Below are 25,603 nucleotides of genomic sequence, written 5' to 3'. Positions count from 1 at the left end.
ATGGCTGGGATTGTCGGTGCGGTGGTGCAGCCGGTGTTGATCGTGACCGGGGCACCGGTGCTGGTCGGGATGATGCGGCAGGTGCGGGCCCGGCTGGAAGGCCGCGCCGGCGCAGGGGTTATGCAGCCGTGGCGGGACCTGCGGAAACTGTTCGGCAAGGAACGCATCACTCCGCGCGGCACCAGCGAGGTGTTCCGGGTCGCCCCGCTGGTGCTGGTGGCCACCACTCTGGTGGTCACCGTGGTCGCGCCGTTCGTCACCACCGACTCGGCGGTAGATCCGGCGGCGGACTTGTTCGCGGTGGTCGCGCTGCTCGCGTTGGGTGCGGTAGCGCTGGCGCTGGCCGGGTTGGACACGGGGACCGCGTTCGGTGGGATGGGTGCCAGCCGGGAGATGACGATCCTCGCGCTGGTGGAGCCAACGCTTTTGGTGGCGATCTTCGCGTTGTCGGTGCGGGTCGGGTCGACCAACCTCGCCGCGATCGTCTCGGCCACGGTGCACGACCCCGGGCGGGTGATCTCCCCGGCCAGCCTGCTCGCCGCGGTCGCCCTGATCGTGGTGATCATCGCCGAGACCGGGCGGTTGCCGGTGGACAACCCATCCACCCATCTGGAGCTAACGATGGTGCACGAGGCGATGATCCTCGAGTACGCCGGCCCCGACCTCGCCCTGGTCGAGCTGGCGTCGGCGATGCGGCTGTCGGTGTTCCTCGGGTTGCTGGCGAACTTGTTCCTGCCCTGGGGTGTCGCTACCACCGCGGCGCCGCTCGCCCTGTTGGTCGGGGTGGTGGCGCTGGTGGTCAAGATCGGCGTGCTCGGGGCGCTGCTGGCGGCGGGCGAGGTGTTCCTGGCCAAGCTGCGGTTGTTCCGGGTGCCCGAACTGCTGGCCGGGTCGTTCCTGCTCGCGCTGCTGGCCGTCGGCGCGTCATTCTTCCTGGCCTGAAAGAGAACCGATGAGCGAGACACTGTTCGTCCAGCTCCTGGACCTCGCCTGCGGGGCCTTGTTGTTGACCGCGGTGTTGGTGCTGTGGCGCCGCGAACTGGCCGTGATCATCCGGGTGTTCGCGCTGCAGGGGGTCGCGCTCGCCGCGCTGGTCGCGGTGCTGGCCGCACGCGAGGGCTCCGGGGAGTTGTGGGCGGTCGCGGCCGGGGTGCTGGCGCTGCGCGCAGGGATGCTCCCTTACCTGCTGCGGCGGGCGCTGGCCAGCGCTGGTGAGACGCAGCGGGAAACCCGCCCCGTAGTGAACGTCGCTTCCTCGCTGCTGGCCGCCGCCGTGCTCACCCTGTTGGCGTACGCGGCGTCCCGGCCGCTAGTGGAGCTGGCCCCGTCGCCGGTGACCGCCGCGATCCCGGTCGGCGTGACCGTGGTGCTGATCGGGTTCTTCGTACTGGTCACCCGCCGCCGCGCCCTGTCCCAACTGGTCGGGTTCCTGCTGATGGACAACGGGATCACCGCAATCGGGTTCCTCACCACCTCCGGCGTCGGCCTGATCGTCGAACTCGGCGTGTCGCTGGACGTACTGCTCGCGGTGCTGGTGCTGCAGATCCTCACCACTCGGATGCGGGAGACCTTCGGCGACACCGACCTGGACGAACTGCGGGAGCTACACGACTGATGACCACCCTGTTCCTGCTCGCCCCGCTCGCCGTTCCCGCCCTCGGCGCGCTGATCTACGCCGTGCTGGGGTGGCGCCCGGCCACCGCGTGGGTCAGCGCGGCCAGCGCCGCGCTGATGTTGGCGTCCGCGATCACCGTGGCGGTCTCCGTGGTCGGTTCCGGGCCACACACCGCGGTCGGGGGTTTGTTGCGGGTGGACGCGGTGTCGGCGTTCATGCTCATCGTGATCGGCGCGGTCGCCCTGCTCGCCACCACCGCCACCCCCGCCTACCTGACCGCCGAGATCGCCGCCGGGCGGGCCACCGCGCGGACCGCGCGGTGGCACAGTGTGCTGGTCCAGCTGTTCCTGGCCGCCATGGCCTTGGCGGTGCTCGCGGCGAACCTGGGGGTGGTGTGGGTCGCGATCGAGGCCACGACCATCGTGACCGCGTTCCTCGTCGGCCAACGCCGCACCCGCGCCGCCGTGGAAGCGGCGTGGAAGTACGTGGTGATCTGCTCGGCCGGGATCGCGCTCGCGCTGCTGGGCGCCATCCTGCTCAACTACGCCTCCCAGCAGGCACCCGGCACGGGCGGCCTCGATCTCGCGGCACTCGCGGCGAACGCGCACCACCTGGACCCCGCAGTCACTCGGATCGCGGTCGCGTTGCTGATCCTCGGGTTCGGCACCAAAGCCGGGCTCGCACCCCTGCACGCCTGGCTACCGGATGCCCACTCCCAAGCCCCCGCCCCGGTCTCCGCGCTCATGTCCGGGGTGCTGCTGTCGGTCGCGTTCTACGCCATCCTGCGCGTCAAAGTGATCGCCGACGCCGCCCTCGGCCCCGAGTTCGCCCGCACCGTGCTGATCGTGATGGCCATCGCGTCCCTGCTCCTCGCGGCCACACTCCTGGTGGCACAACGGGACTACAAGCGGATGCTGGCCTACTCCAGCATCGAACACCTCGGTCTGGTCGCCCTCGGCGCCGCGATCGGCAGCCCGCTCGCCCTGGCCGCCATCCTTCTCCATATCCTCGGGCACGGCCTGGCCAAAGCCGTGCTGTTCCTCGGCGCAGGCCGCATCCTCCAGGCCACCGGCACCAGCCGCATCGACAAGGTCCGCGGACTCGCCGCCGGCCACCCGGTGCTCGCCGGGAGTGTCGGCCTCGGTGTCCTCGCCCTGCTCGGACTGCCCCCGTTCAGCCTGTTCGCCAGCGAACTCGGGATAGCCCGCGCCGGGTTCGCCGCCGGGCTGGGCTGGGTGACCACCACCGCGATGGTCCTCGCCGTCGTGTTGGTGCTGGTGATCGCCGCCGCCCTGGTCGGCCACACCAGCCGCATGCTCCTCGGCACCCCACCAGAACCAACTGAAGGGCCGGGTGCGGCCATCGCACCACGCCGGCTCCCTGCTTCCACCGCCCTCGCGCTCGGGGCCGGGTTGGCGGTCTGCGCGGTGCTGGGCATCACCGCCGGGCCACTGTCCTCCCTGCTGCACGCCGCCGCCGACACCCTGCTGGGACCGCAATGACCCCCAACACACCCCAGGACACACCATCCCAGGACCCGACATCCCCGGACGGTGCCGACAGCCGGTCCGAACCTCGGTCGGAGGAGGACGTGCCGGTGCCGGGCGAGCCGGTTGGGGACCGCCGGACCGCGCTGCCCCTGACCGCGGACGAGTTGCCCGGGCGGGCGGAGTCGTTGCTGGCACAGGGATACCGGGTCGCCCTCGTCGCCGGCCACCACGACATCGACGGGGCAGCCAACGTCAACGTCGACACGGGCGCTGATCGTGGCGGTGGCCGGCTGCGGGCGGTGTACCTGTTCACCGCCCCCGCCACCGGCGGTGCCACCGGCGCCATCCCGGATCGTCGGGTCGAACTCCATGTCCCCCTCGACGCCTCGGACCCGCGGGTGCCGAGCCTGGCCGCCCTGTCCTTCCCCGCCGGGCGCTTCGAACGGGAGATGCACGACCTGTTCGGCATCACCCCGACCGACCACCCATTACCGCAGCGGCTGGTGCGCCACTTCCACTGGCCCACCGGCTGGCACCCGATGCTCGCTGACGCGGGTGACCCGCCCCCCTTCGGTGACGTCGACGGCCCATACCCGTTCCGTACCGTCGAGGGACCGGGTGTGTATGAGATCCCGGTCGGACCGGTGCACGCCGGCATGATCGAACCCGGCCACTTTCGGTTCTCTGTGGTCGGCGAAACCATCCTCAACCTCAAAGCCCGCCTCTGGTTCGTCCACAAAGGAATCGAGAAGCTGTTCCATGGTCGCCGCCCCGACCAGGGCATCGAACTGGCCGAACGCATCAGCGGTGACACCACCGTCGGACACACCCTCGCCTTCTGCCACGCCATCGAAGACGCCCTGGGCCTCACCATCCCGGCGGACACCCACCGGATCCGTGGGATCCTGCTGGAACTGGAACGGCTTTACAACCACATCACCGACATCGGCGCGCTGTGCAACGACGTCGGCTATGGCATCCTCAACACCCACGCTCAGCGCGTACGCGAACAGCTGTTGCGGATCAACGACGAGGTCACCGGCCATCGCTTGCTGCGCGGCGCGATCCAGCCCGGCGGCGCCCGCCTCACCGCGCTGCTCGACCTCGACCGGCTCGCCGCGATCGGCGAGGACATCGCCGAGATCGTCACCCTGGCCCTGACCAATACCGTCGTCGCCGACCGGTTCACCGGCACCGCCGTCCTCACCCGCCAGCAGGCCAGCGACCTGGGCACCCTCGGCTATGTCGCCCGCGCCAGCGGCCTGGCCCTCGACGCCCGCCACGACCACCCCACCCTGACCGAGGATCATCCGCGCGCCGAGCACACCCGCACCGACGGGGACGTGCTGTCCCGGTTCCTGGTCCGCGCCGAGGAAATCTCCCACTCCCTCAACCGGATCACCCACCTCGCGGAAACGCTCGACGGCTCGCTCGGCGACGAGCGCGCGACGGCACCGGGCGCACCAACGACCGGCTCCGTCACCGGGCGATTGGGGGGCCGTTCAGGGGTTGGCATCGTGGAGGGCTGGCGAGGCACGATCGTGCACCGCGTCGAACTCGCCTCCGACGGCACCCTGTCCCGCGTCAAGATCGTCGACCCCAGCTTCTTCAACTGGCCCGCATTGCCCGTCGCCCTCGCCGACACGATCGTCCCCGACTTCCCGCTGACCAACAAAAGCTTCAACCTCTCCTACGCCGGCAACGACCTGTAACCGGTGTGCGGTCAAAGCCCATGTCCGGGGGGCGAGCGGGCGACGCGGTGCAGGCGATACGGCCAGAAGGACCGTCAGCGCCTGGTGTCGCGTTCCTGTTCCGCCTGGGCGCGTATCGCGGTGCCGTAGCCGGCGGGATAGCCGTAGCGGGTCAACCGGGAATCGGTGCTGTCCTGGGCGAGCGTCAGCACAAAACGCAGGTAGACCAGCACGCCGAGCAGGAGCGAGCCGAGCACGAGGGCCCACGGCCCGCCCAGCACGGCACGCAGGAACAACGCAAGCCCGGCCATGACCGGCGCCAGGTGCACCAGCGCGCACAGCACGACCCGCAGCAACCAGGTGCGGCAGGCGCTGTCATGCAGCACCCACGCCCGGTAGGCGTTCGACAGCCTCCCACCGTACTGGTAGTACAGCCACAGGAACGGATTCGGTCGTCGCCTCCTGATACTGCCCACCGTTCAGGCGCGGACTGGGCGGAATCGACGTTTCTCGATCAATCTGCGCGACCCTGCGGCGAACTCGATGATCATCCTCATCCCTCCGCAGTACGACGCCCGGCGCATCCGAGCCTATCGGCTCCACGACCGTTGACGGCCGCACGAGCACCAGTCCCATCACGGCCCGGCGCCCACTCTCCCAACCCCAGACATCAACCCCCAGACATCACCGTCGACGTACCCCACTCGGACTTCCGCTGCTGACAGTCCGACTCGCGCGGTGATCGGCCCCCTTGTGTCGCCCAGGGCCGTGAACCGCCTCACATCCCGGTGTGTCTTGCGCGATACAGCAGTTGCAGAACTCTTTAAGTGCGAAGATGATGGAGTTGTTGACGGTGCGTGGGTGTGCCGTCGCGGTAGTTGAGGAAGGTGGGGACGATGAAGGTTTTCGAGACCACCCTGCGCAGTCAGGTCAGCGACGTCCAGCAGAAGCTGGCGGCCGCCCAGCGAGCCGGGCTTGAGTACGAGTCCCACCTGCACGGCGCACGGATCCAGGACCTGCTGGACCTGGGCGCGCGGCACGGCATCGACACCGGCACCTGGGTCGACCCGACCCTGCTGGACTCCGTGTCCCTCGCCAGCTGACATTGGTGAACGTGAGCCCCGGAGGCCTGGGCATGGACGTGCCGTTGTACCAGGCGAAATCCGAGCTGTTCCGCGCGCTGGGCCACCCAGTCCGCATTCGGGTGCTCGAACTGCTGGACGACGGCCCCCAGACGGTGCGCCAACTGCTGGACGCGCTCGCGGTCGAGGCTTCGGGGCTGTCCCGGCACCTGACCGTGTTGCGCGGCACCGGCCTGGTTATCGCCCGGCGCGACGGCAACACCGTCGAGTACACGCTCGCCGCCGGCGAGGTGACCGGACTGCTGGCCACCGCGCGTCAGATCCTGACCCACCTGTCCCTCGGCCAGCGGCAGCTGCTGGCCGAACTGCGCACGGAGCGTGCCTCATGACCACCCAGCACCTGCCCGACCACGACACGACCACGACCTCCGGCACCGACGCTGGCACCGACCGGACCGAGCAGCGCGGCACCGGCCGGGTCGTCGCGGTCGTCGGCGACCCCACCACCGCGGCGCAGGCCCACCGGTACGCGGCACTGATCCACGACCTGGCCGGTCTGCCGAGCCAGGTGATCCTGCTCGATCAGAACCAGCGGCTGGACCAGCCGGAGCATGTCCCGTTGCCGGCCGAGGCCGGTGCGGTCGTCCTCACCGGCGCGCGCACCGCGGACACACTCCACCTGGGAGACCCGGCCGATCCGACGCCGGTGCTCGCCGAGCGGGACATCGCCGCGATCGCGGTCACCGCGGCGCTGCTGACCAGCCTGCCCCGCCGCGGTCGGGCCCCCCGAGCCAGCCGGGTCGTGATCGCCGGCGCGGACACCCTGCCGATGCTGTGCCGGTTGCTGGTGGCCGCCGGGATCGGCGACATCACCACCTGGAAACACCAGGACGCGGTCGCGTTCCCGCTGCGCCGGGTCGCCGAAGGCGTCGACGCGGTGATCGACCTGCTCGGCGTATGGCCCACCCACGAGCACACGACAGCCGACCTCGGCGAGCCAGCGGTGATCGCGCCTGACGCCGAGCGTGACCCGCTGCTCGCGCTCCCCGGCCTGGTCCGCGCGATCATCCAGGCCCCCGACGCGGCGCGCACCATCGCCCTGGACGTCGAGGTTCATCTGGCCTGCGCGTTGGCGCTGGTGATGGCCACCCCCTCGCACCAGCAACTACCCCAGGTGCCCAACCGGGACCTCGCCGACCGGGTCGCCGACGCCGCGACCCAGGCCCTGGATGCGCGCGTCCCGCACCCACGCACCTCCCGTTCCGGCCGATCCGCCCGCTAACGCCCGGCCACCCGCAAGGAGACCCGATGACCCTCATGACCCCGACAAGCGCGGGCACCATCCCCGGCCTGGACCAGGCGCCGACCACCCATCAGCCACTGCTGGACTGGGTCCGCGAGACCGCCGCGCTGACCACCCCCGAACGGGTGGTGTGGTGCGACGGCTCCCGTGAGGAGTGGCAGACGCTTACCGACCAGTTGGTCGAGGCCGGCACCTTCGTCCGGCTGTCGCAGAAACCCAACTCGTTCTGGTGCGTCTCCGACCCCGACGACGTCGCGCGGGTCGAGGACCGCAGCTTCATCTGCTCCAAGAACGAGGCCGACGCGGGACCCACCAACAACTGGATGGACCCGCTCGACATGACGATCGTCATGACCGAGCACTACCGCGGTTGTATGGCCGGCCGCACCTTGTATGTGATCCCGTTCTGCATGGGCCCGCTCACCGCCGAGAATCCCCAACTCGGGGTGCAGCTCACCGACTCGCCCTACGTGGTCGTCTCCATGCACATCATGACCCGCATGGGCAGCAAAGCCCTCACGTTGTTCGGGGACGGCACCGACACCGCAGCGGAGTTCGTGCGGTGCCTGCACTCGGTCGGCGCACCGCTCAAACCCGGCCAGGAAGACGTGCCCTGGCCCTGCGCCACCACCAAGTACATCACCCACTTCCCCGAGGACCGGATGATCTGGAGCTACGGCTCCGGCTACGGCGGCAACGCGCTGCTGGGCAAGAAGTGCTACGCGCTGCGCATCGCGTCGGTCATCGCCCGCGACGAGGGCTGGCTGGCCGAGCACATGCTCATCCTCAAACTCACCTCACCGGCGGGCAAGGTCCACTACATCGCCGCCGCGTTCCCCAGCTCCTGCGGCAAAACCAACCTCGCCATGCTCGAACCATCGATCCCCGGCTGGAAGGCCGAAACCCTGGGCGATGACATCGCCTGGATGCGGTTCGGTGACGACGGTCGCCTCTACGCGACCAACCCCGAAGCCGGGTTCTTCGGCGTCGCCCCCGGCACCGGCTGGAAAACCAACCCCAACGCGATGCGCACCCTCTACCGCGGCAACTCCATCTACACCAACGTCGCGCTCACCGACGACGGCGACGTGTGGTGGGAGGGCTACTCCGACGCCCCACCCGACCACCTCACCACCTGGACCCGCGACGACTGGACCCTCACCACCGACTACGCCCGCGGCCGGCTCGCCGCCCACCCCAACTCTCGCTACTGCACCCCGATCGCGCAATGCCCCATCGCCGCACCCGAATGGAACGACCCCCAGGGTGTGCCGATCTCGGCGATCTTCTTCGGCGGCCGCCGCGCCACCACCATCCCGCTCGTGGTCGAGTCCCGCGACTGGCAGCACGGCGTGTTCCTCGGCGCCACCCTCTCCTCCGAGACCACCGCCGCCGCCACCGGGCAGGTCGGGGTGGTACGCCGCGACCCGATGGCCATGCTGCCGTTCGTCGGCTACCACGTTGGCGACTACCTCCAGCACTGGCTCGACACCGGCGACCATGCCCACGCCACCCAGCTGCCGAAAATCTTCTACGTCAACTGGTTCCGCCGCGCCGGAAACAACGGTGGAGACGGCCGGTTCCTATGGCCCGGATTCAGCGAGAACTCCCGCGTCCTGAAATGGGCCATCGACCGCCTCGACGGCACCGCCACCGCCACCGAAACCCCCATCGGCCTCGTCCCCACACCCGAAGCCCTCGACCTCAACGGCCTCGACACCCCACCGGACGACGTCCAGGCAGCGCTCACCGTCGACCCCGACGAATGGCGCGCCGAGATCCCCCTGATCGAGCAGTGGCTCGCCACCATCGGCGACAAACTCCCTCACGCCCTGCTCGACGAACTCGAAGACCTCCAACACCGCCTCGCCTAACCACAAGCCAGCCCGGTGGTGGCGCGACCTCCCCCCGCCTAGTCCCACCACCACCGGGCATCCCCACACACCGCGACCCACCCGAAGCCCAAGGCGAACATCGGGAGGTGTCAACACATGACACTGCCGGTCATCTACCTGCGCATCATGGTCCTCGACACTGACGACGACCTCTGGTGCGAGATCTGCCAGGCAGCGTGCGCGACCGTCATCACCTACCTGGTCGAAGAGGATGGCGCCGTGCCTACCGCCATCCACCAGCTCACCTGGTGCAACACCTGCGACCACCACGCCACCCGCTAACACACGGGACTACACGCCGCCACCGGCCGCCCGGCGGATCGCGGCCACGATCTGTCCCAAGCGGATGCATGCCTGACGATCGGTCAATGGTCAGCTTTAACCCTCTCTACAAGCCGGCCAGGTGCAAGCTGGGCTTGCACACGCTCGTCCCATCCGAGTTCCGGGCAGTCGTGCAGGACGGCGAGGTCCACATCAGCTGCCCAGCCTGTGCCGCCGCTGGCGCTGACCACTGCTGGCGACTGACCACGAGTCGCCCCACACCCGACCGGGCCGAGCTGGACGAGGAGACCTATCGCGACCTCGTCCTCCATCGGGCTCGGACAACACCGTCCTTGGCGGGTGGCCAAGGTGATCAATAGCCCGTTCACCACCTGTGAGGGCGACACCCTCCACGGCCGACCCCCTTCACGGCCGAAGGCCGGTGCTCACCAGCGTCTGGGTGCGCCTGGACGACCTCCTCGCTCGTCCACCTGGTGCTCCCCCGACACGCATCGCGACCGGCTTGGACATGGCCGGTCGAGTTCAAAGTCGACTCCACGGCCGTTTTCCCACCGTCGACGGCGGCTGGCTCGGTGTCGTCAACTATGAGATCCCGTTTGCAGACGGCCGAGGCAATAAGCTGCAGCTGGTTGACCAGCTCGTTCCGTTCACCGCACTGCGGAAATGCGAGTAGGCAAGGGCGACACCAGGTGCCGGCGCTCTACCGACGAGCCTCTACAGGTCCGGCTAGGCCGTTTGGGGGCGCTGTCGGCGAGCTTCTCCAGGTCAGAGGTGACATCGGCGTAGGGTCCACCGGGTGGAGAGCGTCGTCGGGAGCGCGTCCGAGGAGGACGGTTCAGAAGGTGACCACCCCGATGTGACCATCGCACCGTCGACGAGCCCAGCCGAGGCTGCTCGACTGGCAGCTCAGCACGACAACCAGGTCAGCCGCCTCTTGGCAAGCGAGTCAAGAGGTCAGCATGCACCCGGAAAATGCGCATGGGATCTCGTGGCAATGGTCGACTTCCCTGCCGACCGCCGCAGCGCAGTCGCGTGGATCATCGCAGAGGCGATCATGAAGTTTCGATGCGGAAACTCACGAGCGTTCGCTTGTTGGCGCACAGCGGCCTTGTCCGCGAATGCTGTAGCAGAAGACGATCGAGAGCTTGTTCTATCGTTTCTCATCTCCGTCTTTGGTCGACCTGGCGCTGTTGAACCCGGCGACACTAAGGCTAAGCAGGGTAAAAGCAATCACCTAGAGGGATTCGTTGCCGAGTGGCTGTGGCATCTCATCATGAAAGAACAGCAAGCCGCGCATCGCGAGCGTAAATACCTCAGCGAACCGAGCTACTCTGTAACAGAGCAAGGCGAAGATGGGTTTGCCGTCTATGCACCACCAGGCACGAACGTCTCACTCTTTTTCAGGCTGTGGGAAATAAAGAAGCACAACACAGAAAGTTCTGTAGTCACCGCGACTGTGCAGCGTGCGTCTGACCAACTCAACACCAGGGGCCTGCAGTATCTGGCCAAGCTCACCAGTGCTCATCGCCAGACAGACGGTGATCTCGGAATTCTCTTTGCCGAGCTGGGTGATCTATGGATCAACGCAGACCCACGAGCAGGAGCCGGAGTCGGTGTTGCCACCAGCACTGTGAGCCCTCCCGAGGCGTGCTTCTCCCCACTGGAAAGCACCCTCGGCCAGTTCACCAACGCAGGGCAACTGGAAGGGCTGCTCTGCGTGATCGAAAACTTCACTGAGTTCGCCGTCGAAGTCAGGAGGATGGTATGGAGCGCGCTCTGAACCTGCCAGACCTCGTCGAGGCGCTTGGTGTCCACCAACCGGGCGTCCTGCCCTCACCACAAGAGTTGGCGAGCCTGATCGCTGACGTCGAAATACGGGCCTTCCGCGGAGACTTCGCCGTTGACGAAACCCTCGAACGTGCCGCGTGGTACCTCCACGCCGTCGCATCGGCCTCCGAAGCCGCAGAGTTGTACACACCAGCACGACAGCGTCGGGCTTTCGCGGTAAGCGCTCACGTCTTCGACTTGACCTTGGCGGACCCCCGCCATGATGCACGTCAACGCCTGAACCTCGCTTTCGGTGCGCAAGTCGGCTACCGACGGGCTGATCTTGATCCGAACGCGACAGCCGTATATCGCCGTGTCTCGGATCTATTGGTCGACAACACCCCACTTGTCGACCACGCTGAAACCTTGGCAGTCGAGGCTGGCGTCGCCTTCCTCGGTCTCGACACGAGGTTCCTGTTCCCTCTACTTCGCAGTTGGCGACGCCAGCTCACCGAACTTGCCGCGACGGTCGAACTCGATGATCTCCAGTCGACGATGTTCGGTCCAGCGCAACAGATAGTACGCGCCGTGTGGTCGCTGCTTCGCTTCTTGGCGTTCGGTACCGGTCGTCAGCTGCCAGTAGCCCGAGCCGCTTTGCTGTCCGTTCTGGACGGTACCGCGGGAACTGGAGACCTCGACGCTCGCTGGGTAGCCGCGCACTTGTTGGCGATCGCCGATGGCCTCGAATCCGGCAGCCTCTACTCGATCCTTCCCCCTGGAACTCCGAACGCCGTGGCACAGGCGTTCTGTCTGGCTGACCCGCCAGTCCTAACCCTGTGGCCACCCCAAAGAGAACTGCTTGCGCGGCCAGGAATGAACCCTTTGGATCCAGCGACGCGCCGCTTGCTCTTGTCAGTACCCACCAGCGCCGGGAAAACTTTGCTCGCGCAGCTGATCATCTGCACACACGTCGCGACACAGCCTGGTGGAGTCTGTTACGTCACCCCCTTGCGCAGTCTTGGACGAGAGATGCGGAAGGCGCTGTCGGGGCGACTCCGCGTGCTCAACCGTGAGTTGAGTGAAGACAGCGACCTCTTCGACATACTGTCCTTCTCGCAAGACTCCACTGACGTTGAGGTCACGACACCCGAACGACTGATGCACCTGCTGCGTCACGACGCCGACGCTGTGATGCAACGCTTCTCCTTATTCGTCATCGACGAAGCACACCTACTGGCGCAACCGGGCCGAGGATTCACCGTCGAAGGACTGCTTGCCTACCTCATGGCGGCGGCCGACAACCCGCGGATCGTGCTTCTCTCCGGTGTACTCGGGAATGCTGCCTCGCTCGCGTCCTGGCTCGACGCGGAGCGCCCGGAAGTACTGTTCACGTCCGCTTGGCGGGGGCCGCGCCGTCTCCATGCCCTACTCAACACTCAGCCGGTCTGGGAAGCCGCAGTGCGGAGTCCTCGCAAGTCGGCTCAGTGGCCAACGCGAGTTACCGTGCCGCAGGTGGCACAGTTGCGACTACGTCCCGCCGAGGCGGGGCCAGTTACAAAACTGACAACGCGTCCAGAAGAGCCACTCGGAAATTTGGTCCTTAAGGAAGATTCCGGCGGCAAACTCACCAAGGACAGCGGAGGCACGCCAGCGTACAAGATCTTCGCCGCCGCAGCGTCGATATTGACGCATGCGGGCAGTCTGCTGATGATCGTCTCGTCGCGGACTATGGCCCGTGACGCCGCCAAAGCATTGGCAGGCTACCTACCGCCACGCGAACCCACGCGTGAGCTTGTCGAGTTCCTTCGTGAGCGGCTGGGTGACCAGCATCCGCTCATTGCCTGCGCCGAGCACGGCGTCGCGTACCACCATGCCGGCCTGCCTGTAGACGTCCTCGACGCGATCGAGGAAGCAGTCCGGACTGAGATCGTGCTGGCGATCGTTTCTACAAGCACGCTGACCGACGGGGTAAACCTGCCGGTTCGAACGGTCGTGATCGCCGAAACTCGATTCGAAGGTCAGCACCCTGGAGCCCAACTCGGAGCCGCACGGCTCATGAACGCCATCGGGCGAGCTGGACGAGCCGGCCGTGAGTCCGAAGGCTGGATCGTGCTTGCGCTGCAAAAGCAGTCCGAGCTGAAGGACTTCGACGAGCTCCGCCCGAATGACGAGGCGCTCGAAGCCCGTTCCACTCTCTTGGCAGAGGAGTCGCTGACAGCTCTGGCTGACGCCGAAGAGCTCATCGCCACTACGGCTGACGCCGTATTTCAGCTTGCGCCAGACACGGTCGTGTCTGACTTCGTGTCGTATACGTGGTTTGTCCTGACGACGCTGCAGCCATTGTGGACGCTCTTCGACGACCCCATACAGATGGACATCGTCCTCGGTAAACTACTGGCATTTCAGCAGATGGATCCGGCGCTTCGGCAACGTTGGCTGCGGCTGGCCGAGCAGGTTCGAGCCACCTACGAACGTACAAGCCCGGCACAGCGGCGGCGTTGGACAGCTGCCGGGACTTCGCTCGGTACAGCGGCACGGCTAGATGCGATTGCCGGTCAGGTAGTTGATGCCGTTGTCACGCGGGAAGGCGAGCTTCGCCAACTAGGTTTGGCTATCCCTGATGACGCTTGGTACTGGCCGCTCAACGACACCATTCTTCTTCTGGCGGAACAACAAGTACTCGCGCGACTGCTGGCGCAACCGGAGGCCGACAACTGCTGGAAGTTCTGGTCGACGAGAGCTAAGGGAGACAAGAACCTAATCGATGTGTCCATTGTGGATGGATTGACAGGGTGGATAAACGGCCTTGACGTTCCCGCTCTTGCCGAACGGATTCTTCCCGGCCTGGCCGTCGAGTGGCAGTTGGAGCAGACTGTTGACGCCATCAGCTCAACATTCGAACATTACCTGGCTTGGACTGTGGGGGTGCTCATTGAGCAGGCCAACGCTAGCCTTGAGGAGGCCGGCCTCGTAAGTCGCCTTCGACCAGACACTGCGTGGTGTATCCGACACGGCGTCAACACGCCGCATGCCCTGGCGTTGCTCAATGAAGGAGTCCGTTCTCGTCGACTGGCACATGTCATTGGGAGCGAGGCGCAGCGCCAAGGTGTCGAGGTGGAAGATGTCCGGTCCTGGCTCGCAGGCATGCACATCCGAGGCTGGCGGAGCACATTTGACGCCGTGGCGCGCGAGGTGCTCGATCTCTTGCAGTTCATCCGAGTTCGCCGAAACAATGTGCTGCGATCTCTGCTGGAGACAGGACGCGCCCAGGTGAGGCTTCGCAGTGAGCTTACAATTTCCCACCAGACACCAGAGATCGTCTACATTTCGACAACGACTGACGCGCCTTCCGAACTACAGATTGTCAGCGAGTCTGGCCTAGCTGTCGCAGTTGTCGATGTCGATCTACATGCAGATGTCGACGCTGTCCTGGCGAGCGGGCTCGACATCGTCATAACCATGCAAGGCCACGACCTAAACTTTATGGCTCCTGAGATCGTCGCACCCGACTAGCGGGTGAGGAGGCCGATCGTTGAACTCTATAGAAACGTAGCGACGGACCAGTGGGCCTGAGGGGTCTCGTTCAGCGGTCTGCAACGGCGCGAAGACACCGCCTGGACACTGCTGCCAGCTGCGCCGTGATCGCAACATACTGATCACGCCTCGGTAACTGACCGTAACAGTACGTGGTCTGCGGCGACACTTCTGTCAAATGACCATCGACGCTGATCGCCGATCTATCCTCGATGTTCGCCTTCGGCCAGCGGCCACCGAGGAGCGGATGCCTCAAGTTGCCGCGTCGGACGGAGCGGGCGATGTGGGCGGATAACGAAACCGAGGTTGATCTTCTCGGCTTCGACTTCCTGGTGGACACCCTGTTCGTGGCGCTCACCGAGCCGCGACTGCTCCCACTGACGGTGGGCCTGCTCGGGGACTGGGGCTCCGGGAAGAGCAGCCTGATGCGGATCACCCGGCAGGAGCTGCTGAAGATCCGGGACGACGACGAGTCACCGTCACGGTACGTGTGCGTCGAGTTCAGCCCCTGGCAGTACGAGGACTACGACGACGTCAAGGTCGCGCTGATGACGACCGTGCTCGACGCGATCGGCGCACGAGCCGGTCGTGATCAGCAGGAACAGGTGACCAGGCTCCGCAGGTTCGCCCAGGGCCTCGGCCGGTGGGGGCGCAGGGGCGGACGGGTCGCGGTGTCTACCGCCCAGGCCGCGGCACCTCTCGCGCTTCTGGCGATTGATCCCAGCATGGCTCCGCAGGTCCTGGACGTGACGAAGGCGGGGGTGAATGCGGCTGCGAGCGAGGCGAACAAGCTGCTGGAAGACCCCAAGGCCAAGCAGGCCGTCTCGGGCAACGGCACGGCTGAGGCAATCACGGACGCGGGACGGTTCCGGGCGGAGTTCGCGAAGGTCGTCTCGATGTTGGAAGCCGTAGACGCCGTGGTGGTGTTCATCGACGACCTCGACCGGTGCCTGCCCGAGACCGTGGTGGACACCTTCGAGGCGATCCGGCTGTTCCTCAACACGCCCAAGACCGCCTACGTCCTGGCAGCCAACCAGGCGGTCGTGGAGTCCGCGATCGACTCGCGCTACCCGCAGCTGCAGCGGCCAGACGGCGCCGGGATCGGGGCCGACTATCTGGAGAAGATGCTGCAGCTCAAGGTGGCCATCCCGCCGCTGTCCGCGCCGGAGGCCGACACCTACGTCAACCTGCTGCTGGCCGAACTACGCCTCGACGACGAGCAGTTCGCCAAGGTCCTCGCCGAGACTCGCCGTCGCCGCGAAGCCGGCAACCTGCAGGTGGCGTTCAACGTCGGCATGGCCGGAGCGATCCTCGGCGACGTGCCGCCCGATCTGGTGCGCGACCTGAACTGGGCGGCGAGCATCGCCGAGGTACTCGGGGGCGGCCTGCGCGGGAATCCGAGGCAGCTCAAGCGGTTCCTCAACAACCTGTTGCTTAAGCACCGCAGCGCGCAGCGTCGGAGGATCGCCCTTGACCTACCTGTGCTGGCCAAGCTCATGGTCCTGGAGGAACAGCACTTCAGCGACTTTCAGCGGCTGTTCGACTGGCAACTCACCTCACCCGGACCGATCCCGGAGCTCGCGGCTGCGGAGTCCATCGCGCGGGCCGGATCAACCACCTCTGAACCGGACGACGAAGGGGACACGTCGCGCCCAGACGAGGGCGAGACCGCCGACGAGTCTTCGGGCGCCCGCCGGGCATCCGCCGCCAAGCGGGGGCGGAGGGTCGCCCAACAGCCGCAGGTCGCCGAAGAGGTGCGGACGTGGGCGGACAAAACGCACGTGCGTGCGTGGCTGCGGCTGGAGCCTCCGCTCGGCGAGCTAGATCTGGGGCCGTACTTCACCTACTCCCGCGACAAGCTCGCCTTCGGCGTCGCCGTCACGCGGTTGCTTCCGCACCTGCAGGAGCTGCTCGCCAGGGTGCAGACCGAGGTCGCCGGTGTGCGGCGGCTCGCTTGTGATGAGATCGGAAAGCTGCCTGACGACGAGCGTGTCCAGCTCGTGGAGGCGTTGGTGGAGGTGCTGACGCGGCGACCGGGCGGCCCGGCCTTCCTCGCCGCGATTGAACTCGCCGAGCGGGCGCCCGACACCCTGTCGGCCATCTGCGACGCCTTGATGAGGATTCCACCCGAGGCGGTCCCACGCGGGCAGGCCGGGAACGCCGTCCTCCGCCTCCCAGTTGAGAACCCGATGGTGTCCGCCCTGCTGGACCGGTGGGAAAACAGCGACGCCCCTGGTCTGAAGGGCGTGATCGGCGCCGCGCGTCAAGCTCAACGACGCGGCGGCCGGCGCTGATGGGCACCTCGGCTGATCGAACCGCGGGCAGCGGCGGAGCGTGGACTCCGCTTAAACACGCGACCGCGTCCTATGTGCGCGGGCTTACTTCCGGATCTCCGAGCACCCGCACGTACGCCCAGCGGGTGCTCGCTCGCCACGTTCCCGTGTTAGGGGGAGCTGGCGGTGCTGCAGCCGGCGCCCGTGCCGGACGCAGCGGCGTCCAGCGCCTCGGCGCCTTGCTCGCTGGAGTCGGTGGAACCGGGCTTGAAAACACGCTGACCTCGCTGGGACTGGCCACTCTCGTTGGCCGGACCCGGTTCGACGTGCTGGACGAACTGATCACCTTCATCGCCGGTGACGGCGATGATCTGGACTCCCAAGCCGCCCGCGACGCCGCGTGCGACGTGCTGGACGAGGTCTTCGGCGACGCCGATACCTGGACCGAGTTGACCGACACCGTCGAGATGACCGTCTCGCGCGAGAACCTGCTCACCATGCTGGAAACGTTCCTCGCCCAGTACGTCTACAACCGGGTTCCCGTCATCGCCGAACGTCTCAGCCGTATCACCGACCTGCACGCCGTGCGCCAAGCCGACGAGGAAATGCGCCAGATCATCCAGGTCCTGGTCTCGTTACGCATCCCCGACGACCCCTTCATAGTCGACTGGGCCGGCCCGGAGGGACGCCAGATCGCCGAGGACACCGTCCGCATGACCTACGAGGCCCTGCAGGGGCTGGACGGAGACGCACAGTGACCACCTACCTGGTGCGCACGGATCTCACCGCCCCGGTGACCGAACCCGACGACGTCCGGCTGCTGGATTGGGCTCCTGGGCGGGTTGCGGCCACGATCCAAACTGGCGACGCTGGTCCCGAGTTCTTCACGGGCTGGCGACCACCGCGTGCCGCCGCCGACCTCCTGCTGCTGGGCGCGGCCGTGTACTGCGCCGACAAGACGACCCGACGACGCGGCACGCCGGACTCCTGGACCAGGGACATCACCCTCAAGCTCCCCGTCGAGGCCACTGCCGCCTGGCGAAACGCCGATTTCGACGCCGCCCTGCGATTTCTGACCGGCGATCACTGGGAGATCCAGCCCTACGACGCCAGCCGGCATCCTCTCGCCGGTGTGGCCGGCGTCCCCCTTGCCGAGCGGCCGATCGGACTCGGCGTCGACGGCGTGTGCCTGTTCTCCGGCGGCCTCGACTCACTGTGCGGCGTCATCGATCTCCTCGAAGAGGACCCCGAACGACGGCTGTGCCTGCTGTCCCACAACGAAGGCGGACAAGCATCCACCGCGCAACAACTTCTGCTCGACGAACTCAACGAATACTACGGCGCTGAACGCATTCGCTCCCGGCGCCTCTACCTGCGCCCCGCACCTCCGAACAACCACCAGGCCCGGCCTCTGCCCCGGCCACGCGAGAACACCACCCGGTCCCGATCCCTGCTCTTCCTGTCCGCTGCCTTGGCCCTCGCCGCCGCCGAAGGACCGGCCGTGCCGGTATATGTGCCCGAAAACGGCTTCATCGGGATCAACGTGCCGCTCACCCGAGCTCGTGTCGGCAGCGCGAGCACCCGCACGACACACCCACACTTCATGTACCTACTCGCTACGGCCAGCGCCGCAATCGGCGTATCGAACCGCGTGATCAACCCGTATCGCCTGCGCACCAAGGGTGAGATGCTCGCCGAATCCCGCAACGCCGCTCTCCTGCGGCGCCTAGCCCCGCTGAGCGTTTCCTGCTCCCACCCCGAGACCGCCCGCTACGTCGGTCGCAAGCAAGGCAACTGCGGATACTGCTTCCCCTGCCTGATCCGCCGCGCCTCGCTGGCACACGTTGGATGGGACGACGACGAGTACGCCTACAACGTGTTCGCCGAGGACGACTCCACGATCCTCCTCAACCGCCGCAGCCGCCGCGGAGCCGACCTGCGAGCCGTAATCGTCGGAGCGTTCGCGGATCGACCGGATCGCGACGTCCTACGCAACGGCCCGCTCCGACAAGGCGAACGCGCCGCCTTCACGGGGGTCTGGCGACGTGGACTCGCCGAGCTCCGTACCTGGCTCGCCAGCGGAGCCCGCGGCGCACTGGCTGAGCTGGTGGAGTCTCGATCGTGACCACTGCGGTGCTGACCGACACCCACTGCCATATCGACGCCTACGACAACCCGCTCGCCGTACTGGATGACGCCCGCGCTGCAGGCGTACACGTGATCGCGGTGACCGAGGACCCTGGCAAGTACCGCCTGCTGCGCACCCGCCTCGGCCGACGCGACGGCGTCGATGTCGCACTAGGCTTTCACCCGCTTCGCGCAGGAGCAGCATCCCCTCACGATCTAGCCCGCTTTCTCCGGCTCCTGCCGCAGGCAACGTGGATCGGCGAGATCGGACTCGACTTCTCTCGCGCCGGAGTCGCAACCCGCAAGCAACAGCGTCGCGTGTTCGAGGCCATCTTGGCCGACCCCCAGGTGCGAACTCGACCTGTCACCGTCCACAGCCGGGGCGCCGAGCGGGAGACCATCGCCCGCCTCGCGCAAGCGCAGGTGCCAGCAATCTTGCACTGGTACACCGGGCCACTGTCTGCTGTAGAGGACGCACTTGTCGCAGGGCTCTGGTTTTCGATCAACCCGGCCATGGTGCGCTCGAAGAAGGCCGCGTCCCTGCTCCAACGGCTTCCACCGGAACACGTGCTGCTTGAAACCGATGGCCCCTTCGCTCGCTCCGGGAGCCGATCAGCCGTCCCGTCTGATCTCCTGGGCACACTCGATCACCTGGCACGGCTTTGGGAGATTCCGACTAGCGAAGCGCGGAATGCAGTAGTGGAGAACCAACAGCGGTTTTTCGGCACCCACGGTCAGTCGCCTGCATGACCGACGACCGTCTTCACCTTCGGCAACCGACTCCCTGGAGGCACACGAACGCCATGGCGAGCCGTATCACCGACGTCACCCGCCGACGCCTCATTGAGGGCCTCGCCGCCGCGGCGTGGTACGGCGCTCTCAACGAGATTGAGTTCCTCGACCGCCTCTACAACCTTGACACGCTGCCGAGCACTGACTCCCGGTACACCACCGCGCGCCAGGACATCATCCAGCACTGCATCGCCAACTACGATTGGCCCGACGACTGGATCGTTGACGACGAGCGGTTCGGTTTGGCCAGCAGCGACAACGCGCTCCTGCAGTTCCTGGCCGAGATGCTGCACCCAGCCGTCCGGACGAGCCTGGCCGAAGTCGAGCAGCTTCACACGTTTCTCAATCAGACCCTGATTCACGACGGCTACGAGATCGTCCAGGTCGACGCCATCAGCGGCGCCCCGGTCTTCGCCGGCCGCAGGATCGGCGCAGGCGTGCCTGGCTCGATGAAGAACCTGATCTTCGCCGCCGACGGCCCCAAGCCCGAGATCGTCTTCAGTGATGCCCTCAACAACGACGTCCGGGTGGTCAAGAACGAAGAGTTCTGCCTCGTCTACGACCGGCCACTGGCGGCACATGGGCTTACCTGGGCCGACTTGACCAGTTGGTGGGCCGACCGCGAAGGGCTCACGGGAGCACCTGCACGTGAAGTCTCGCGCAGCTTGTACCGGCGGCTCGACCGCTCGTTAGGCGACAACGACGCAGAGCGGCGGATCCTGCGTGCGTACGCCGACCGCTATGTCCGACTCGGCGACGGCATCCCGGCCCTGATCCCGCAGGTGTACCTGCACTACGACCCGTACACCCGAGCGCACCACGTTCCCGGCGCTGCTCCTTGCCGCGCCAGCGCATGGACTTCCTGTTGCTCCTGCCGCAGCGAATCCGCATCGTGATCGAGTGCGACGGCCGCCAGCACTACGCCGACGAGGCCGGGCGTGCCGACTCAGGACGGTACGCCGAGATGGTCGCCGAGGACCGTGAACTGCGGCTGCGCGGCTACGAGGTCTACCGCTTCGGCGGCGCCGAGCTTACCGAGGGCTCGGCTACGGACAAGGAGCTTGCCGCGTTCTTCGACCGGCTCGCAGAGCGCTACTCCGGCTGACACCGCAGCTCACGCCGGTCGGCTGGCTGGCCCACTCCACGTCCAATCGGGTGAAGACTGGGCTGACCTGTATCCAGCGCGAGGTTCGCTGCTCTTTTATCAGTGCTGATCTTGTCGTCGTGAGTCACCTGAATCTGAGCGTGACCCTGCACAGCCTGATGGAGGTCTGTTCGTGCCGCGGACTGCACACCGCGTGGTGATGGTGCGTTCGTCCCAGGGCGGTTCGGGCCACCGGATCTCCGACGACCTGGTTCTCACAGCGGCTCATGTCGTAGATGAGTCTGGTGAAGTCAAGCTCTTCGACACCGACAACTGGCTGCCATTTCGACGGGTGTGGCACGACGACGACCTCGATGTTGCTGTGCTGAAACTAGAGGCGATCGGCCTTGCTGCTGTCCCGCCGGTTCGATGGGGCCTGCTGAGTTCCGGGGCACCGCGGGTACTGGTGGAAGCCCACGGATTTCCGAACTTTCAGGCGCTCGGCGAAGGCGCTCCTCGTGACTACGAACAGATTGACGGTCATGTGAATCCGCTGTCGGGAGCCGCACGACGCCAGCTTCACATCAGCGTCGACAGCAAACTATGGCGAAGTGGTCCGCGTCCATGGCCGGGTATGTCCGGCGCGCCAGTGTTGTGTCGTGGCCGACTCATCGGAGTGACCACCGAGACCGTAGGCGATTCGAACCGACTCGCCGCCACTCCGATCACCGAGTTCATCTTCGACAAGGGGATGCAGCAGATACTTCGGGCAAGCGTCCACCATGATTCGGTAGTCGAACCTGCCGACCTCGACGGCATCGTGAGCGTCAACTTGCCGTGGCAGAAACCGCGCTCGTGGGTTTCGCTCCTCCGCCCGACCGCTGACGTTGTGCCGTACCGCTCGCAGGGCGACGACCTTGTCGACCTCTTTGGCTGGGCCTCCCAGGAGGGCTTCGACACCTGCCTTCTGCACGGCGCCACGGGCGTCGGGAAGACCCGGCTCGCGCACGAGCTAGTGCGCGCCGTGGCCAAGCGCGGCGGTGCGGCTGCGTTCGTTGCTGAGTTCGATGACATCAACTCCGAAGCCCGAGACAGCCTTGCTCGGCTGACCCGCTTGCGGCATCAGACCCTGCTGGTGATCGACTACGCCGAAACCAAACCCGACGTAGTTCGTCGCCTAATCGAAAGCTTGTCCCAGAACGAGGACGAGGAGCTTCCGGTGAAGCTCCTGCTCCTGGCTCGGTCAGCAGGAACTTGGTGGGATCTGGTGCGCACGCGTAGCACCATGCTCGATGACGTGCTTCACGATGCGCGCGTGCATCGACTCGTCGCAAAGCCTCTGACCGCTGACCAGCAGATCAAGGTGTACATCGAGGCAGTGCGCGGCTTCGCCGAACGCCTTCCAAGCATTCGTGAATGCGCCGGGCAGGACTGGACTGGCATCGCTCAGCGTCTCGCGGCCAGCTCACCGCTGTATGACAGGACCAGTGGTTCTCCAATGGCGTGCCAGATCGCCGCGCTGACGGGCCTGCTCGCCGCTGGAGCCGTCGGCGACGACATCGTCGCGCAGTCCACGCGTGACCAACTGCTCGCGCACGAGCGCCGGTACTGGCTGCGCACCGCACACGAGTTTCTCGGCGTCGACAAACTTCCCGAAGGGCTGCTCGATGATCTGGTAGCGCTCGTGTGCTTGTACGGTGCGCGCACCAGAGCCGATGCTCTCGCAGTCCTCGCGCACTACGCCAAGAGAGACGAACCAGAATCGATGGGACGCATCGCCGAGTTCCTCGCTCGGCTACTCGGCCACCCGTCGGACGGGTACTGGCAGCCAGTCCATCCCAGTTCGCTCGCTGAACATCTTGTGGTCGAACGGATTCACGCCCAACCATGGGTGATCATCGGCACCCTTCCTCACGTACGCGACTACCAACTGGTGCACGCGTTGACGTTGCTCAGCCGCGCGGCGCCGACCGACAAAGTCCTGTGGGGTCATGTCGCGAGTGTAGCGAAGAAACATCGGCACCGTATGCCGTTTGAACTGCTCGCCGGTGCCGCGGTAGCGGTGCCCGATTCCCGTGGCATCGCTGCGGTCATCGCCGAGGCACATCGCGAACTGCGTCCCGCCCAACGGGCAGTGGTGGCGGCATTCAGCGGCAAAACACCCTCCGATCAGGCCCGACGCGAACTGTGGAACCTCTACTCCCAGGCATACTCGAACCTTCCGGAGGCCCAGCTCCGGAGAGCGGCCAGCAGGGCGGCGAGCATCCAGGAACTGCTCAGCATCGTCCGGCCGGGGTTAACCAACGGAATCGGCGCGGGCATGGAGATGCTTCCACTCGTCTCCGACGATCTGGATACGCTGTTCCGCGCGTTCGCCGAAGGTGGGGAGTTCGCCGAGGCCACCGGTCGCGGCGGTTACGGATACAACGAGTACGCGGTGGAAACCACGCGAAAGGCCCGTGATGCAGCTAAGCGGGTTGTAGGCCGGCTCGACGAGCTTTCGCCGTATCGCAACAGTTTCAGTAAGGCGCCCGGCGTGCTCGATGAACTCGGCCCTGCGTTGACGGAGCTCGCCTCGGAGATCACGGACATTCGACAGCGGCTCGACGAACTCGCCGAGGATTTCGGCGCTGCTGGATCGGACTGACCCCGTATGACGACAAACAGGAGTGCAAGTGCAGGAAGCATCGACCGATCTGGCCGAAGCCGTCGAGGCTGTGCGCGCCGAACTGCTGCGCGCAAAGGAACTTGGCGCGGGCAGCCCCATGGAGTTCGAAGTCGGCCCCGTCGAGATGCAGTTCACCGTCGCCCTCACTCGTGAAGGCAAGGCCAACGCCGGAGTCAAGGTCTGGGTGATCGAGGCGGGCGCAAGCGGCACTCTCACCGGTCAGCGAACCCACCAAGTCAAGATCACGCTGCACCCGAAGCGTCCAGATGGCCGGCCAGAACGCATCGGCGCTTCAGCCGACGATTTCAAGTGAACGGAACTGGTGTGACATCAAGAAGTTACAGGCAGCCGTGACGGTGCAGGACGTGTACCTGCTGACGCTGCCCGAGCCTTACCAGTCTCCGCGGCATCCGGTACCGATCAACGCAACGATCGTGCACGCTCTGACCTTGCTGCATCCGATGGTGCCGCAACCCGACGGCGGCCGGATGTTCCGGTGCTTGACCGAGTTCCCTGGACGAACGCCGGGCTGCCTGGTGCCGCTGTCCACATTGACGTACGAGTTGGACGGCGGCATGTTGTGGCATCGCATCGGAGACTGGGAACGGGTCGTCGAAGCGGTGGTCCACGTGGCACGGAACCGCGAGTGCGACGCGATGCCGATGGGCTTGCCGCAACTGACGGCCGTCCTGATCGGTGGTGGCCCGAGCACTGTCCACGAACTGCACCACCCGGATGGCTCCCGCTCTCAAGCCGGGTCAGCCGACCGGCAACAGCACCTGGACGAGTTGACGGGACACATTCGCCGCTTGGTGGCGGAGGGGCCCTTTTGGCCGGGCGACAATCTCGTTGCGCCGCCACGCGAGCCTTGGACGATGACGTACAAGCCGTACGGCTCTTAGTCGCAGTCCATAGCCCTAGTCATTGCGGGCACCAGGTGGATGGGCCCTGATTGAGCCGTGTCGTACGGGACGTGCATCGTCCCGTACGTGGGCATTCCGCTGCTGATCATCACCTTGTCTGGAAGAGCCACCGGTCCAGCTCTTCCCGTAGTAGCTCCTTCAGCGCTGCGGGCTCGTCGGTGTGATGAGCACCGATCCGGACGGTATGCACGCCACAGCGATCCCAGTGCCGGTCACGGTCGGCGTCGTCGGCCTTCCGTGTGGTGCCGTAGTGGTGCGGTCCATCGACCTCGATCACTACCGCGCGGCCGTTGCCGAGAACGACGAAGTCCGGGGTGCGCACACCGGCGTCGCGCAGCTTGGCCGCTGGCAACGGCATCATTGCGATGGCTCGGTGTCGGGAACACGCCCGCTGGAGTTCGACGAGCAACTCATAAACCACAATCTCGGCTCGACTACCGAACGTTAGCCCGTCAGACACCGGGTAGCCGCCATCCGCTCGCTCCCGCCGGGCCTGGTTGCCTGGCAGAGGAACCGGTGGCTGCTCGGCTCGTGCCCGCCAGTCAGCAGCCACCTCCGGCAGCGGCGGTACCGTCGGTTCAACGACGACTCCGAAGACATCCTGTCGGCCGTGTTGTCGCAGCACTTGCTCCAGTTTGCTCCAGATACGGTCGACAATCTCGCTGGTGAACTCCGGAACCAACGATGGTGTCACCTCGAACACGGCCTCGTAGGTATCCGACCGCCAGTTGTCGCCGGGCATCGGGTGGAAGTACCCGCCGTCACGGCGCAGAGTCAGCTTGGCCGCCTGCACGAGGCGCTGCGCCAACTCGTCGCCAGCCTCACCAAGTAGGTGATGCGTCTGCCCGAGCACGAGGTCGAGTTCCTCAATCGCGTCGTCATCAAGACTCACGCCCTTCAGACTCTCACTCAGGCACGTCGACCCGACAGCAGGTCAGGATTGGCAGCCGCACCCCACAGCGACCTTGGCCTGCGCGACCCCAGTCGTCGGAACGACGGGACTCTCGTTGGGGCCGTAGCAGGCGTTGACACCCAGCACACGGCGGCCGTGTTGCTGGTCGTGGCAGCCGCGTGCCC

22 protein-coding genes are annotated in these 25,603 nt (G+C 66.3%); 20 read left to right on the top strand and 2 right to left on the bottom strand.

Annotated elements, in window-relative coordinates; genetic code table 11:
• From A4R43_RS24775 to A4R43_RS24760, 4 genes are all read left to right on the top strand, one after another.
• Positions 1–942, top strand: a complete 942-nt coding sequence (locus tag A4R43_RS24775) for a respiratory chain complex I subunit 1 family protein (RefSeq protein ID WP_236808245.1) — start codon at positions 1–3, stop codon at positions 940–942.
• 10 nt (positions 943–952) lie between these two features.
• The gene (locus A4R43_RS24770) at positions 953–1,615 is read left to right on the top strand and encodes a hypothetical protein (protein WP_113694528.1); all 663 of its coding nucleotides are present in this window, start codon (positions 953–955) and stop codon (positions 1,613–1,615) included.
• Positions 1,615–3,117 (top strand): proton-conducting transporter transmembrane domain-containing protein, encoded by a 1,503-nt coding sequence (locus A4R43_RS24765; protein ID WP_113694527.1) that lies wholly within the window; start codon positions 1,615–1,617, stop codon positions 3,115–3,117. The genes A4R43_RS24770 and A4R43_RS24765 overlap by 1 nt, the downstream gene beginning before the upstream one ends.
• 89 nt (positions 3,118–3,206) lie before the next feature.
• Positions 3,207–4,817 carry a hydrogenase large subunit gene (locus A4R43_RS24760; protein ID WP_236808243.1) on the top strand — a complete coding sequence of 537 codons (1,611 nt, stop codon included), beginning with the start codon at positions 3,207–3,209 and terminating at the stop codon, positions 4,815–4,817.
• 74 nt (positions 4,818–4,891) lie between these two features.
• Here the strand turns inward: A4R43_RS24760 and A4R43_RS24755 are convergent, their stop codons facing one another.
• Positions 4,892–5,272, bottom strand: a complete 381-nt coding sequence (locus tag A4R43_RS24755; protein WP_236808241.1) for a DUF5313 family protein — start codon at positions 5,270–5,272, stop codon at positions 4,892–4,894.
• 420 nt (positions 5,273–5,692) lie between these two features.
• On the opposite strand from A4R43_RS24755, the gene A4R43_RS24750 reads away from it, so the two are divergent.
• The 16 genes from A4R43_RS24750 to A4R43_RS24675 all read left to right on the top strand — a co-directional run bounded on the left by A4R43_RS24750 (position 5,693) and on the right by A4R43_RS24675 (position 24,505).
• Positions 5,693–5,899, top strand: coding sequence for a hypothetical protein (locus A4R43_RS24750; protein ID WP_113694525.1), 207 nt, complete (start codon positions 5,693–5,695; stop codon positions 5,897–5,899).
• Positions 5,900–5,910: 11 nt separating this feature from the next.
• A complete protein-coding gene (locus A4R43_RS24745) occupies positions 5,911–6,267 on the top strand; it encodes an ArsR/SmtB family transcription factor (RefSeq protein ID WP_335645098.1) in 357 nt (118 codons plus the stop codon).
• Positions 6,264–7,160, top strand: a complete 897-nt coding sequence (locus A4R43_RS24740; protein WP_113694523.1) for a hypothetical protein — start codon at positions 6,264–6,266, stop codon at positions 7,158–7,160. Before A4R43_RS24745 ends, A4R43_RS24740 begins: the two co-directional genes overlap by 4 nt.
• A gap of 35 nt (positions 7,161–7,195) precedes the next feature.
• Complete coding sequence (locus A4R43_RS24735) at positions 7,196–9,055, top strand: phosphoenolpyruvate carboxykinase (GTP) (protein ID WP_113697860.1); 1,860 nt, start codon at positions 7,196–7,198, stop codon at positions 9,053–9,055.
• Positions 9,056–9,172: 117 nt separating this feature from the next.
• Entirely contained in the window at positions 9,173–9,358 is a 186-nt protein-coding gene (locus A4R43_RS24730) for a hypothetical protein (protein ID WP_113694522.1), read from the top strand.
• Between the two features lie 796 nt (positions 9,359–10,154).
• Entirely contained in the window at positions 10,155–11,138 is a 984-nt protein-coding gene (locus A4R43_RS42875) for a hypothetical protein (RefSeq protein WP_162788584.1), read from the top strand.
• Positions 11,123–14,638, top strand: a complete 3,516-nt coding sequence (locus tag A4R43_RS24720) for a DEAD/DEAH box helicase (protein ID WP_113694520.1) — start codon at positions 11,123–11,125, stop codon at positions 14,636–14,638. The genes A4R43_RS42875 and A4R43_RS24720 overlap by 16 nt, the downstream gene beginning before the upstream one ends.
• 302 nt (positions 14,639–14,940) lie before the next feature.
• Entirely contained in the window at positions 14,941–16,953 is a 2,013-nt protein-coding gene (locus tag A4R43_RS24715) for a KAP family P-loop NTPase fold protein (RefSeq protein ID WP_113694519.1), read from the top strand.
• Positions 16,954–17,078: 125 nt separating this feature from the next.
• A complete protein-coding gene (locus A4R43_RS24710) occupies positions 17,079–17,690 on the top strand; it encodes a hypothetical protein (protein WP_205215076.1) in 612 nt (203 codons plus the stop codon).
• Positions 17,687–19,057, top strand: coding sequence for a Qat anti-phage system QueC-like protein QatC (gene qatC, locus A4R43_RS24705; RefSeq protein WP_113694517.1), 1,371 nt, complete (start codon positions 17,687–17,689; stop codon positions 19,055–19,057). Before A4R43_RS24710 ends, qatC begins: the two co-directional genes overlap by 4 nt.
• The gene (locus tag A4R43_RS24700; protein ID WP_205215075.1) at positions 19,054–19,809 is read left to right on the top strand and encodes a TatD family hydrolase; all 756 of its coding nucleotides are present in this window, start codon (positions 19,054–19,056) and stop codon (positions 19,807–19,809) included. The genes qatC and A4R43_RS24700 overlap by 4 nt, the downstream gene beginning before the upstream one ends.
• Positions 19,806–20,747 (top strand): AbiJ-related protein, encoded by a 942-nt coding sequence (locus A4R43_RS24695; protein WP_162788583.1) that lies wholly within the window; start codon positions 19,806–19,808, stop codon positions 20,745–20,747. The genes A4R43_RS24700 and A4R43_RS24695 overlap by 4 nt, the downstream gene beginning before the upstream one ends.
• On the top strand, positions 20,744–20,956 hold the full coding sequence (locus tag A4R43_RS24690) for a hypothetical protein (protein WP_113694515.1): 213 nt from the start codon (positions 20,744–20,746) through the stop codon (positions 20,954–20,956). The genes A4R43_RS24695 and A4R43_RS24690 overlap by 4 nt, the downstream gene beginning before the upstream one ends.
• Positions 20,957–21,155: 199 nt before the next feature.
• A complete protein-coding gene (locus A4R43_RS24685; RefSeq protein WP_162788582.1) occupies positions 21,156–23,582 on the top strand; it encodes a trypsin-like peptidase domain-containing protein in 2,427 nt (808 codons plus the stop codon).
• A gap of 28 nt (positions 23,583–23,610) precedes the next feature.
• Positions 23,611–23,916 carry a trypco2 family protein gene (locus tag A4R43_RS24680; RefSeq protein WP_113694513.1) on the top strand — a complete coding sequence of 102 codons (306 nt, stop codon included), beginning with the start codon at positions 23,611–23,613 and terminating at the stop codon, positions 23,914–23,916.
• On the top strand, positions 23,870–24,505 hold the full coding sequence (locus tag A4R43_RS24675; protein WP_236808239.1) for a hypothetical protein: 636 nt from the start codon (positions 23,870–23,872) through the stop codon (positions 24,503–24,505). Before A4R43_RS24680 ends, A4R43_RS24675 begins: the two co-directional genes overlap by 47 nt.
• A 109-nt stretch (positions 24,506–24,614) precedes the next feature.
• On the opposite strand, the gene A4R43_RS24670 is transcribed toward A4R43_RS24675, so the two are convergent.
• On the bottom strand, positions 24,615–25,418 hold the full coding sequence (locus tag A4R43_RS24670) for a hypothetical protein (protein ID WP_113694512.1): 804 nt from the start codon (positions 25,416–25,418) through the stop codon (positions 24,615–24,617).
• Between the last annotated feature and the right edge of the window lie 185 nt (positions 25,419–25,603).

It is taken from the genome of Amycolatopsis albispora, assembly GCF_003312875.1.
GTDB classification, from domain to species: Bacteria; Actinomycetota; Actinomycetes; order Mycobacteriales; family Pseudonocardiaceae; genus Amycolatopsis; species Amycolatopsis albispora.
This window is presented reverse-complemented; position numbering and strand designations above follow the sequence as displayed.